The following is a 12738-nucleotide window of genomic DNA, read 5'->3' as shown; positions in this document are numbered from 1 at the left end:
ACCTTGCTTGCTGTTCCACTCGGAGGATTTGCACTGCTCACCTGTGGTGATGGTGGTACTTTTTCCGTCTATGGTGATACGGCAGAGAATGGCGGTCTTGCCGTCTGCCTTTATTTTCTGTCTGTTGATATAGAATAATATCTTGAATGTACTTCTCATAAAAAATCTTGGTTAAATGGTTAAACGTAAATCTTCAGTGAAAGAAAGGAAACGGTCAAACTCTTCAAAGAGTTTCTGCGGTGTAACCTTCGCATAACGTTCGGTCATACTTACGTTCGTATGTCCGAGCATCTTACTCACCGTTTCGATTGGAACGCCCTGCTCTAAGGTGATAAGTGTAGCAAAGGTATGTCTTGCCATGTGGTAAATACAAGCCTAAGCAAGCGTAAGAGGAACATAGGTAGAAATATGGTAACTGGTTGTGAATTAGTTGTTTTTCTATGTTCTGCGACAGATAGGGATAGGCAAAACAGTATGGGATATTGAGACCTTTCAGTTACCAAACCGTTATCCTGTTGTTTCCCGAACAAACTGAGGTAATGATTATTGGAAGAATTTTTCTCATACGGTTTCTTCTTATCTGTTTATCAATATTTTGCGTATCAGAGAACGCTTTGATAACGGGTAATTTTGCCCATAAAGTTAAAGCGTATGAAGATAGAGAAATTCAAGGTGTTGCTCTACCTGAAAAAGAGCAGACCCGACAAGTCGGGCAAAGCCCCGATCATGGGACGCATTACCGTCAATCGTTCGATGGTGCAGTTCAGTTGCAAACTCTCCTGTACTCCTGACTTATGGAATCCCCGTGAGAGTCGATTGAACGGTAAAAGCAATGAAGCAGTAGAGGTCAATGCCAAATTAGACAAGTTGTTGCTTTCCATTCATGCTGCATTCGACACCTTGGTGGAACGCAAGGCAGACTTTGATGCCGAAGCGGTCAAGAATCTGTTTCAGGGAAGTCTCGAAACACAGATGACCTTGCTGGCAATGACGGACATCGTCTGCGAGGAACTCCGTAAACGTATCGGGATAGACTGGGCAAAAGGAACATACCCCGCCTATTTCTACACCCGAAGAACCTTGGCGGAGTTCATTCAAAAGAAATTCCACTCCAAGGACATTGCCTTCGGTCAGCTGACCGAACAGTTCATTCACGACTATCAGTCTTTTGTCGTGGACGACAAAGGGCTTGCCATAGAGACCAGCCGACACTACCTGGCCATCATCAAAAAAGTATGCCGTAAAGCCTACAAGGAAGCTATGCCGATAAATGTTTTTTCGCTCATTTCAGTCTCCCCAAGCAAGAGGAGAAGACACCGAAAGCCCTAAGTCGGGAATCCTTTGAGAAAATCCGTGACTTGGTCATTCCCGAACATCGTAGCTCTCATATCTTGCAAGAGACCTCTTCCTCTTTGCCTGCTATACGGGAACTTCCTATGCTGATGCGGTATCGGTTACACGAGACAATCTCTTCACCGATGATGAAGGAAGTCTATGGCTTAAATACCGTCGCAAGAAAAACGAACTTCAAGCCTGTGTCAAACTCCTGCCCGAAGCCCTTGAATTGATAGAGAAATACAACGACGATACCCGTCCGACACTCTTTCCAATGCTGTACCACCCCAATCTACGTCGCCTGATGAAATGCCTTGCGGTTCTCGCCGGCATAAAGGAAGACCTGACCTACCATGCCGGAAGGCATTCCTTCGCTTCATTGATTACTCTGGAAGCAGGAGTCCCCATAGAAACTATCTGTAAGATGCTGGGACATTCGAACCTGCAAACGACTCAGAGATACGCGAAGGTTACCCCAAAGAAACTCTTCGAGGATATGGACAAATACATCGAAGCGACAAAGGATTTGAAACTCATATTATAAACACCCCATAGATAACAAACGAATTATGCGTAGCACATTTTCATTATTACTCTATATCAATCGTAACAAGGTACGTGTGGACGGTACGACTTCTGTCCTTTGCCGAATCTCCATTGACGGAAAGAACACCGTCATTACCACGGGCATTTCCTGCAAACCCCAACAATGGAACGCCAAAAATGCAGAGACCTCAGATGCACGGACAAACAACCGTCTGAAGAAATTCCGCAGTGATGCGGAACGGCTTTATGAGGATCTCCTTAAGAGATATGGTGTTGTCAGTGCGGAACTGTTGAAAAATGAAATTGCGGGACATGTCATAGTTCCCATTCATTTACTCCAGATGGGAGAAAGGGAGCGAGAACGTCTTGCAGTAAGAGCTAACGAAATAGGCTCAAACTCCACATACAGAAGTTCAAGATATTACCAAAGTTATATTCGAGAGTTTTTGGAGTCAAAAGGCATGAGCGACATTGCTTTCTTGGACATCACCGAGGAGTTCGGACGGGAATACAAGGTTTATCTGAAACGATACAAAAACTTCGGAGCATCGCAGACCAACCATTGCCTTTGTTGGCTGAACCGATTGGTTTACCTTGCCGTTGACCATGAGATTATCCGAGCCAATCCATTGGAAGAAGTCGAATATGAGAAGAAGCCCCCTGCCAAGCGTATGCACATCAGCAAAGCGGAACTGAAACAGTTGTTGGAACTTAAATTGCCACAGAACGACCCGTTGAAAGAACTGGCTCGACGGACTTTCATCTTCTCCTGTTTTACGGGGCTTGCCTATGTTGATACGCAATTGCTATATCCGCACCACATAGGAAAGACGGCCGAGGGACGGCGTTATATACGGATTAACCGCAGGAAGACGAAAGTAGAATCATTCATTCCCCTGCATCCGATAGCCGAGCAGATTATCAATCTATACAACACGACAGATGACACACAACCCGTCTTCCCTTTGCCAAGCAGGGATATGATGTGGTTTGAAATACATGAACTGGGTGTCATCATCGGACGCAAGGAGAACCTGTCCTACCATCAAGCAAGGCATAGCTTCGGATCGTTCTTAATCTCGGAAGGTATATGTACGGAAAGCATTGCCAAGATGATGGGACATGCTTCCATTACCAGCACGCAGAACTATGCGAAGATTTCGGAGAAGAAAATCTCAGAGGATATGGACAGGCTGATGGAAAGACGAAAAAACAATGAATACTAAACAACTATGAAAAGAGGAACTATAACCATAGATGGGAAGGGAAATGTACATATCCCGTCAACTCCTGTTTGGATGTCGGCTTGTGAGATAGCCGACCTGTTCGGAGCCTTCTCTGGCAAGGTGAGCGTGCAAATCAAAACGATATTCAAGGAGGGTCTCCTGATGGAAACGGAAGCAATGAGAACAATCCAATCTGGACAAGGATTTATTGATTTGTATGGTATTGAAATGATAACGATGCTATCGTTTCGTATTGCCACGCCACAGGCAAAGACTTTGCGGAGGTGGATAATCGACAGACTTTCGGGAAAGAACTCTTCATCTTCTCCTTTGATTGTTTGCTATACCTTGGGCAAGCGATATAATTAAAGAAAAGCAGGCAGTAAGAAAAGTAATTTCTACTGTCTGCTTTTTCTAATGGATTTATTGCCACTACCTACTTCATATTCTCTTTTTTCAGCGTATAATGGCAATCTCAAAAGGATTCTCTTTTATTAACAACCTTGTGCCAATGCCGTCCAAAAACGGTCTTCCTCTTCAATTCGCTCAGAGAAGAGCCAGACTTCCTTTATAAAACCATTCTCAAAGTTAAAGAGATCTACTCCTTTCATTTCTATTGAATGTCCGTTGGCTGATACCGCAAATGCAATTGCTGCTGCAACCAAGTTGCCATTGTCTGTAACATAATCCACTTGATCAATGGCGAAAGTACCATTACTTAGTTGAGCCATTCTTTCCAAATGGGCAAAGACATTTTGTTTGCCATTGTAAGTACCAGACAAAGCGCCTTGTCCCGGCTGATGCCATACCAAATCATCAGAGAGCAAAGCTCCCACTGTTTCAAAATCACCCTGTGCCAAAGCGGTGTAAAATTGACGAACTTTTTCGATTTTCTTTTCCATAAAATGTATTTTAAATTGTTGAAATCACTGCAAAATTATACTTTTGCACTACAATACACAAGTACATACAAAAATGTATGATACACACTATATTATTAGTTTTACTGAATATCAACAAGAAAAAAGTTCGCTATGGAGAGAAAAATTTCAGATGAAGAATGTCCAGTAAGAAAATCAATGCAGATTTTTGCCGGTAAATGGACATTGCTTATTATCTTTCAAATCAACCGCAGGATAATCCGTTACGGAGAACTCAAACGTGCCATTCCCGGCATTAGCGAGAAAATGCTTATCGATGAATTAAAATTCCTGTGCGGTAAAGGACTAATTAAGAAGAAACAATATCCCGAAGTTCCTCCCAGAGTGGAGTACTCCCTTACGCCCTTGGGTGAGAAAGTGTTGCCGATTATCGACGAGATAGCCAAGTTCGGTATGGAGAATTTATAACTAAAAATTACTGTTAAAATTATATTGAAAATTTAAGTTGAAGTTACAATTTATCAGTCAATATGATTCTAAGTTAAGATATATATGTATGATTGAATTAGAAAACATCAAAGAAAGGAAGAGAAGACTTGCTTTTGAAAAAGCTCACGAGATTAGGAAGTTTGAAATTGAACTTTATTGGAAACGAACTACTTATTTTTGGGCATTTATAGCCTTTTCCTTTGGAGCGTATATTGCTATTGTATCTTCCGAAAGCAAAGAGTTTACCAATAGAGAAAACTACGCTTTCGTTATAACATGTATTGGCTTTATCTTTTCTCTAAGTTGGTATCTCGTAAATAGAGCCAGCAAGCATTGGCAAACCAATTGGGAGGTAATTATAGATGATTTAGAAGATGAATTCACAGGAGATTTGATGAAAAGACATATAAAGAATAATAACAAATGGTATGAATTGACATTATCTTATAGATATTCTGTTTCAAGGATCAACCAGATTGTAAGCCTCTTTATTACCATTGTATGGGTTATCTTGATGTGTTTTTCTGGTTATCAAATTCTCAGTATTTCCACATTCTCTTTATCAGGAAACTGGATGTTTCCTATATTCTTTATTGTCACAATCGCTTTCTTTGTTATTCTTGTAAAATGGGGAAAGTCTGAAAAGCCAAAGGAAAAGGTTACTCTTAATCGAAAATCGTCCAAAGAATGTTGTTGAACGAAATCATAAAAGAAACAAAAAGATATGTCCCATTTGCCAATCCATAGAAGTTCGCAACTCACCGATTTTGGAGTCTATCTGAAGACAATTGTATCTAAAACATCTGCATCTTCAGACAGATATGCCTTTTCTCATACCGACGACTATTATTTCTTCGGCTTCATAGAGGAGGGGCAATGTCGTCTGAATATTGATTTCAAGGAATGTACTTTCGAAAAGGATAGTCTGGTTATCATTCGTCCGGGACAGGTACATCGCATCATTGATGCTTACAATCTTTCGGCAAACTTCCTTATTATTGACTCGGTATTGGTAAATAAGGAGGAGAAACGACTATTGGAGCGGCATGGTCGTCAAGAAATCCAAATATTTGACATATCTGAACAGAAACAGTTATTGTCGCTTCTTGCTCACAGACTTAGCTGCACAGAAAATTCATTTTCAAAACCGATCATTCAACGATTAACAACCGTAATAGTGGGGTTGGTTGTAAAGGATGTTGCAGGTGCGACAGAGACTCAATCCGAATTGCAGGGGAATATAAACAGATATAAGGAAATCGCGTGGGATTTTCGGGAATTGCTCGAAAGCAATATCCGAACGAACCGTGCTCCTTCGTTCTATGCCGAACGTTTGAATATAACAGTTGCCTACCTGAATGAAGCGATAAATGCTGTTTGGGGAACGAGTGTAAGTCGGAATATTCAGGATGAAATCATCTTGCAAGCTAAGCGACAATTAGTCTATACAACAATCTCTGTAAAAGAGATAGCACAAGGTTTGGGATTTGACGATTACTCCTACTTCACACGACTATTTACCAAGGTTGCAGGAGTTTCTCCAACGCTTTTCAGAAAGAATTACCACGAATAGTGCTATTATCACCGTTGTTTGTCTATTGTGACGACCTGTATCCCCCTGTACCTTTGCAGCAGAATTTATTTACTTAAGAAGATACAGATTATAAGGATGAACAATGCTGTGAATATTTTGCAAGAAGGAAGTATGATGAAATCCCTGACAAAGTTGGGGATACCTATTATCATCGCAATGCTGATTATGGCAATATACAATGTGGTAGATACTTTCTGGGTTGCACGTTTGGGAACTCTTCCTGTCGCTGCCGTATCAGTTGTTTTCCCTTTATCGTTGGTGTTTCTTGGGATAGGGCTGATGTTTGGTGTTGGGGGCGGAGTGTATATATCTCGCTTATTGGGTGCGAAGCAAATTGTCAAGGCTGGTCAGGTAGCTTCCGTCTCAGTGATCACCTCTGTGATTTTAGCTGCTCTCATTGCCCTTGTATGCAATGCGTTTCTACCAGAAATTCTGCTTTTCATGGGGGCAAACGAGGAGATGATGAGCTTAGCGGAAGCATATGGCAGACTGTTCATCGTTAGTTGTGTCATAGGAACGTTGAATGTGTCGATGTCCAATATTATAGTTTCTCAGGGGGCTTCAAAAACGTCTGCATCGGCAATGATAATAGGTTCTGTTATAAATGTCGCATTGGATCCTCTATTTATCTATGCTTTCGGCTGGGGTGTGGAAGGTGCTGCGTGGGCAACCATTCTTTCAAGAATCATTACAACAATCATTTACACCTGCTTCTTTATGAAAGCAGAGGTGAAAGTTTCGTTTGCCTTGTTCGTCCCAACGATAAGAATGTACTTGGACATCATAAAGATAGGTATTTCAATGCTCTGTTTGCAACTCCTCCAAACACTTTCGATTAGTTTATTGCAGAGAGCTGCCGTAAAATATGGGGCAGAGGCTGTAGCAGCAGTAGGCATCGTTCTGAAAATTGTAACATTGGGAACGAACGTGGTTTTCGGATTTGTCAAGGGACTCCAACCGATGGCTGGCTATAACTACGGGGCAGAAAATTTCCAAAGGTTAAAAGAGGCAGTACGTTGTTCCTTGATACTGACAACCTCATTTTGTGTACTTTGGAGCACTTTCATACTCGTTTTTGCTTCTCCTGTTATCAGTTGTTTCGGCAAAGACGAAACAATGCAAGAAATTGCACGAATTGCCCTTAGAGCCAATACGCTAATGTTTTTCACTTTCGGCTTCCAGTTTGTGTATTCCACACTATATATGGCAATCGGAAGAGCAAGACAGAGCCTTTTGCTCAATATTGGACGACAGGGACTCTTCTTTATTCCTGTAATATTGCTGCTCCCATCATATTGGGGATTGAACGGAGTGCTTTATGCACAACCGGTAGCCGACGTCTTTGCAACTTTGATGACACTGTTCTTTGCCATTCAAATTCATAGGGAAATTCGTCATAAATCACATCTCACAACAAAGAATCTACAATGTTGAACATAAAAGATATGATTATGCTAAGACTTACTCAAACTGAAGACTTTAAGACAATAATCTCTTTATGCTCTACAAAAGGACAGATACAAAAAGCGTCAGACAACTTTATTCTGAAGATTATTGCCCTATGTGATGCAGAAAGAGATTTAGTCTCATTGTTTCGGACCCTCCGTTATACACGCTTTTGCCTGCAACCTTTGCAAAGGGGAGATTCAATGGACGGAGAGGGGAAAAAATGTATCAGAACTGCTCTTTGTCATTGACACGGAGCTTGAATTACTGAAAATGCGAATGCAGGGACTTCTTCCTGCATTGCCAGTCAGACCTGCTAAGAAACTCTGTTGGACAGGCAAAGCAACAGATTTAGTTGAACTCCTTTATGCTCTCGACACTTGCAACTGTATCAACAACGGAGAAATAGGTGTAGAGGAACTGGCAGACGCTCTCTCGGAGATCTTCGGAGTGGCGATAAAGAACAGCTACAACGTCTATATGAACATGAAACGTCGCAAAGATGATAGCCGCACCTATTTTCTTGATGAACTCCGTGAGAAACTTAATAAGCGTATGGTGGAAAGCGATCTGAAAGGCGGCAAGTTCAAAAAGCGATAATCGCATTGGTTAATCAGGCTTCCTCAAATAAAAGGGAAGTCTGATTTTTACATCCATGCAAGGAGCAATATGATATAATATGTCTATTGCCGATGTTGCCATTTCTCTTGAAATTTACGAGTGAGTTGTACGATTTCCCCTCCAATAATAGCCAATTCGAGTGTCAGTTTCTCCAACTTAGTGAGCATCGCAAAGGCTTTCTTCTCCGTAAAATTGCTTTTCAAAGCGACTACAGTTTGGTTATAATTCACCCCGACACTGCGAAATTGTCCGTACAAAGTTGTCAGTTTTTGGTAGTAATCGAGCAACGAACGATCCACTTTTATCACTCGAAAGGTCTCATTAAAGACCCTTGCCTTGATGAAAGCGGCTCTATTTTGAAGCCCCGATTGCTCGAATAGCGTTAGGAAACGAGCAAATTCTGTGTCCGTAAATCGAACCATACAACAATGGTCGGCTCGTTCATTCTTGGGAGGTCGTCCCACATTTCTCTTTGTCATTACTTTGGATTTTAATGGTTTGTAATTCTCTCTTCTGGAAATAGAACGTGCTAAACACAATTGAAATCCATTAGAGAGCGTTCACGATAAAATAGCCAATCAAGACAACGAAAACTTCTATCCAAGAACACCGACTTCGGAGGTGTTCTGCCCTCTGCAAGAGCAAGGGTTTTGAGTTACCGAAATAATTTCGGGTAACGCAAGACATACCTTGCTATTTGCCCGATGCAAATAAATCCATCCCGAAAAATGGAGCATTTCTTTCTCTAAAAGAAAGGTTTTATGCCTCGAAGGCTTCGGCTTACCGCTTGGGTGCAAAGTTACTAAGCGTTGTGTCTAACTCCGTTACCTCATATGAAGCCACAACTATCCAAATTAACGCCACAAGTACGCACTAAAGGAAATCACGCTGATTACAGCATCTCCGAGCCATATATTTGCACTGTCGAATATGTCGGTGGAGGGATGCGTCTTCGATAATATCACGTTTCGATGAGCGATATGAGCGAGGGTGTATATCAAAGAACATGTCCTTGATTCTTTCACTTGAACGTGGGAATGTGCGAAAGCAGATACAATCGAATGATTGTATTGATGGACACCAATGAACATCTCCACTGAAAGGGTATGAACGAAAGGTTGTAGCCCTGCTGATACAAGTCGACTGTTGGGCATATCTTCGATAGCGGACGTATTCATCTTCATCGGTAAATATACCGACAACGAAATGAACAGTGAATTGTATAACAATAAAAGTAAGTATGACAGAAAAACAAAACGGCAAGGTAGATCCCGTTGCCATCCGAGAACTTATTTCACAGGGTATTCCCATGAAAAGAAAAGAGAGCGAGATAAAACGCTCTCAATCAGAAGAGCAGTGTACTGAATCGGAACGTCCCAATGACGAACCAATGTCAAAGGATTTTTCAAAAGCCCCAAGAAGAGAAAGGCGAAAGGCTGACAAAGGTGATTATGAGTCACTTTTCATCTGTCGCAACACTTTGAAAAATCGCAAGACCATCTATATTGCCAAAGAGTTGCAAGACACGTTGGCGGAGATAGTCATGTCGATGAGAAACAGAGATATGACCATCGGCATCTATGTGGAGAACATCATCCTCCACCACCTTGAGACCAACAAAGATGAAATCAACAGATTGGCTGAGATGAAGTTCAAGAAACTGTTGTGAGGCATTTAGCAATGGCTTTTTGTTACTTTTGAGCCGTATCAACTCTCTGTCAAAAGTAACGAGGTGTTTTTCATTGGGGGGCTTTGTCCGCCCAAAGCTCACGAAAGGAAAGGGGGTGGTCGGCAAATCTGCCGACCGCTTTACTCCATCTGTTCTTCTTGAGCGGTTATTCGTCCCATCCTTACTTCGGAATAAATCATCTTGTCTGATTTTATGCGAATTTCAGAGGTGAGAGAGTTTGAGTTTCAACTTTTTCTTCTTCCCTTCTTCTCGTATCTCCGACATTTTTTATGCGTCTTTTCGTCGGGTCGGTCGTTTTCGTTTCAGTGGCGTAAAAAGGTAGGGCTTAGGACAAACAAGGTTTTATGGCGAGAATACTACCTGCAATGAAATGGAAGTGTGGAGATTGTCGTCCAAACGGCTTGCCGTCTCGACCTTTTTTGTCCGTAAAAGCCCGGAACTACCTTTGCCGCTGACAACGAACAACCGATCCCGACATGATACACGGGCATAAGTGGAGGATGTGCAGACAGAGAAGCGGGGCGAAAACAAAAAACACAGTCTTCGGAGACTCCACTTTACCATAGGAATAGAATCCACGGAAAAAGCCGCCCCCAACGGACGGCTTTACGGAAATAACTCGGAGAAAAATCTTTTTTCTCACGATATACCCTTATCTTTGCATTGGGTTCTTTGAGCCATGCAAAATGCTGTATATCATTGCTATAGTTTTATCGACTAATTGTTTCTACAGTATTCTATAACTCAAGAATCTGTTGACATTCAATTAGTAATTTAAAATAAAAGAGACACATCTTATGGCAAGAAAAATTAGTTTAGCCTCTATCAATTATCGATAAACAGAAGGGGAAACAGGGATGACCGAATAGTGCTTTCGGACTTTATGAATGGATTTGATATTATTGATATTGTTAATGAATTATTTAACACCTTAAGGTATAACTCAGTAAATGAAGATGTTGCTCAAAATCGAGATGAAGAAAAATTCTTTCGAATTATGAAAAGAGATGGGAGGGATTTGCTATTTACTGACGGAAGGTATATATCTGGAATTATTGAAACAGGAGATTACGGAACAGAAGAAAATATGGTTAATGTTTTAACAGGAGAAGCAACACATACCAAAAGTGTAAATGAGGCTCTTCTTATTCCTTTCTATTTCCTTTTTTATGTTCCTGAAGATTCTAAAGTTGCTTTTTTGCTTTTAGAAAGAATTGGGAATCTAGGTATCTATAGCTTATTGGAAAGTAAACTGAGAGGATATTTAGCCCCCCGAATTATTGAAGATGATGAAAACAATTTTGTTTTAAAAATCAATCCATTAGTTTTACAAAGACTCATAAATCAACATCTTGGTTCTATAGGAGGAGGGGCAAAGAAGATAACTTTTGAACAGGTGCACAAGGAAGATCTCGAAGTTTCGCGCATGACAAACAATGAAATATCTAATGAAGAGGTGGGAAATACAGAAATTGTTTATACTGCTAAAAGAAATAATTTCTTTAATATCAGAAGCCTTCTTAATAGAATACAGCGTGTTGATTCATCTAATGTTTTTAGCATTGAAGGTGTGCAATATGGAGATGTTAAATTTGAAGTAATAATTGAAGGGCAAGCAAGGCAGTTATCAGTAAAAGACATAGAAAAAATTGGAACTTTTATGGATATAACAGACAATGTTGAGCTTGCTTCAAACAATTATCCTACTTATGAGTCGCTTAATAGGCAAGCACATCTGTTGACAACATTTATTATAAGGGAAATACAAGAGGGTAATTAGAATGAAGAAAAATTTGATGTTTTGGATGGCAATTATTTTTTTAGTTGCAGGCATACTCCTATGTGTATACTTTTTGTATATGGGTATTTCACAAAAGGTGTTTAGTAATAGTTATGTTGTTGAACAACTAAAGAATAACCTTGGAAGTTTTATTTCAGGCACGATTGGTATACTCTTTACAATAACAGCAACTATCTTCTTATTCATAACATTCAGAGAACAACGGAAACAGTTTGAATTATCTAAACAGTCTCAAGAGCAATCTCGCTTTGAAACGACATATTTTAATCTCCTATTAATGTTAGATGATGTCAGGGATAATGTAAATAAAAACATTGCTCAACACTTTAATAACCCCAACATTACAACGATATGGGACTATTATGGATTAATGAAAGAATATTACACAATCTATCCGAAAGAAGAGAACAAGGATAATTTTGAAACTATTATGGATAGGCTGTCAAGCAATTCATTGGATACCGAGAAAGATATGGCTCAAGGCTGTATATTAGATTTTTTTGATTCATTCGTTGGAAAGCATAATTTTAGTATAGGCTATTTTTTTAGATATATTTACAATACGATCAACTTTGTCGTAACAGAAAGGAATACAGTTCAAGATAAAACCGAGAATACTGACATTCAACGTTATTTAAATATTTTACAAGCACAATTGTCAGACGAAGAATTAGCCTTGATTTTTTACGATGCTCTTTCATCCTTTGGAAAAAATAAGTATGGGTATAAGCAATTTCATACTTTATTAGATACATACCAATTTTTGGAAAATATTAACGAGCACTTTTTGCTACATAGAAATCACCATGTATTTTATCAAAAAACATTTTTCAAATTTTTAAATAGAGATGAGAGGCGTTTAAAAAAGAAATGCCTCTAAAGAGAGATATCTTTCATAGATAACTAGTAAAAAAACAGAGAAATATTTGTCTTTCTGTTTAGAAAATAATATTTTTGCAAAACTAAAAAGCGGTTCTTTGAAATGGCAAAATAAGGTGGAGTATAGAAGCTTGCTGGTTTCCTTATCGTGACCTACCTTCATTGACAAATAAATTAATCGATTGATTATTTGGTATTTATAAAACTCTCTATGCCTTGCCATGTGCGAG

Annotated in this window: 13 protein-coding genes and 2 pseudogenes; 11 read left to right on the top strand and 4 right to left on the bottom strand. The window is 39.9% G+C overall.

Features of this window, described 5'->3' with window-relative positions; genetic code table 11:
- Positions 1-159, bottom strand: a 159-nt coding sequence (locus JCM12259_RS16295) for an Arm DNA-binding domain-containing protein (protein ID WP_081784201.1), incomplete at its 3' end; no start/stop codon positions are given.
- 12 nt (positions 160-171) lie between these two features.
- Positions 172-363 (bottom strand): annotated as a pseudogene (locus tag JCM12259_RS11265) (tyrosine-type recombinase/integrase); the annotation flags it as partial.
- A 288-nt stretch (positions 364-651) separates the two neighbouring features.
- Between JCM12259_RS11265 and JCM12259_RS15245 the strand changes: the two are divergent.
- The 3 genes and pseudogenes from JCM12259_RS15245 to JCM12259_RS11250 all read left to right on the top strand — a co-directional run bounded on the left by JCM12259_RS15245 (position 652) and on the right by JCM12259_RS11250 (position 3476).
- Positions 652-1879, top strand: a pseudogene (locus JCM12259_RS15245) (tyrosine-type recombinase/integrase).
- 25 nt (positions 1880-1904) lie between these two features.
- A complete protein-coding gene (locus JCM12259_RS11255; RefSeq protein WP_025066534.1) occupies positions 1905-3107 on the top strand; it encodes a site-specific integrase in 1203 nt (400 codons plus the stop codon).
- 6 nt (positions 3108-3113) lie between these two features.
- A complete protein-coding gene (locus tag JCM12259_RS11250) occupies positions 3114-3476 on the top strand; it encodes a virulence RhuM family protein (RefSeq protein ID WP_004342772.1) in 363 nt (120 codons plus the stop codon).
- 125 nt (positions 3477-3601) lie between these two features.
- Here JCM12259_RS11250 and JCM12259_RS11245 read toward each other — a convergent pair whose 3' ends face one another.
- Positions 3602-4009 (bottom strand): nuclear transport factor 2 family protein, encoded by a 408-nt coding sequence (locus tag JCM12259_RS11245; protein WP_025066533.1) that lies wholly within the window; start codon positions 4007-4009, stop codon positions 3602-3604.
- Positions 4010-4141: 132 nt separating this feature from the next.
- Here JCM12259_RS11245 and JCM12259_RS11240 point away from each other — a divergent pair, with 132 nt between their 5' ends.
- The 5 genes from JCM12259_RS11240 to JCM12259_RS11215 all read left to right on the top strand — a co-directional run bounded on the left by JCM12259_RS11240 (position 4142) and on the right by JCM12259_RS11215 (position 8117).
- Positions 4142-4456: a winged helix-turn-helix transcriptional regulator gene (locus tag JCM12259_RS11240; RefSeq protein WP_005874561.1), complete on the top strand. Its 315-nt coding sequence runs from the start codon at positions 4142-4144 to the stop codon at positions 4454-4456.
- An 88-nt stretch (positions 4457-4544) separates the two neighbouring features.
- Positions 4545-5174: a RipA family octameric membrane protein gene (locus tag JCM12259_RS11235; protein ID WP_005874557.1), complete on the top strand. Its 630-nt coding sequence runs from the start codon at positions 4545-4547 to the stop codon at positions 5172-5174.
- A gap of 27 nt (positions 5175-5201) precedes the next feature.
- Entirely contained in the window at positions 5202-6050 is an 849-nt protein-coding gene (locus JCM12259_RS11230; protein ID WP_025066532.1) for an AraC family transcriptional regulator, read from the top strand.
- 96 nt (positions 6051-6146) lie between these two features.
- Entirely contained in the window at positions 6147-7505 is a 1359-nt protein-coding gene (locus JCM12259_RS11225) for an MATE family efflux transporter (protein WP_025066531.1), read from the top strand.
- A 285-nt stretch (positions 7506-7790) separates the two neighbouring features.
- Positions 7791-8117 carry an RteC domain-containing protein gene (locus tag JCM12259_RS11215; protein WP_004342785.1) on the top strand — a complete coding sequence of 109 codons (327 nt, stop codon included), beginning with the start codon at positions 7791-7793 and terminating at the stop codon, positions 8115-8117.
- Between the two features lie 83 nt (positions 8118-8200).
- Here the strand turns inward: JCM12259_RS11215 and mobA are convergent, their stop codons facing one another.
- Complete coding sequence (mobA, locus tag JCM12259_RS11210) at positions 8201-8617, bottom strand: conjugal transfer protein MobA (RefSeq protein ID WP_010956316.1); 417 nt, start codon at positions 8615-8617, stop codon at positions 8201-8203.
- A 761-nt stretch (positions 8618-9378) separates the two neighbouring features.
- Here mobA and JCM12259_RS11205 point away from each other — a divergent pair.
- From JCM12259_RS11205 to JCM12259_RS11195, 3 genes are all read left to right on the top strand, one after another.
- On the top strand, positions 9379-9807 hold the full coding sequence (locus tag JCM12259_RS11205; protein ID WP_025066529.1) for a DUF3408 domain-containing protein: 429 nt from the start codon (positions 9379-9381) through the stop codon (positions 9805-9807).
- Between the two features lie 904 nt (positions 9808-10711).
- Entirely contained in the window at positions 10712-11608 is an 897-nt protein-coding gene (locus tag JCM12259_RS11200) for a hypothetical protein (protein ID WP_025066528.1), read from the top strand.
- 1 nt (position 11609) lies between these two features.
- The gene (locus tag JCM12259_RS11195; protein WP_025066527.1) at positions 11610-12509 is read left to right on the top strand and encodes a putative phage abortive infection protein; all 900 of its coding nucleotides are present in this window, start codon (positions 11610-11612) and stop codon (positions 12507-12509) included.
- The last annotated feature ends 229 nt before the right edge of the window (positions 12510-12738 follow it).

This window comes from Hoylesella enoeca JCM 12259 (genome assembly GCF_000613405.1).
Taxonomy (GTDB): domain Bacteria; phylum Bacteroidota; class Bacteroidia; order Bacteroidales; family Bacteroidaceae; genus Prevotella; species Prevotella enoeca.
This window is presented reverse-complemented; position numbering and strand designations above follow the sequence as displayed.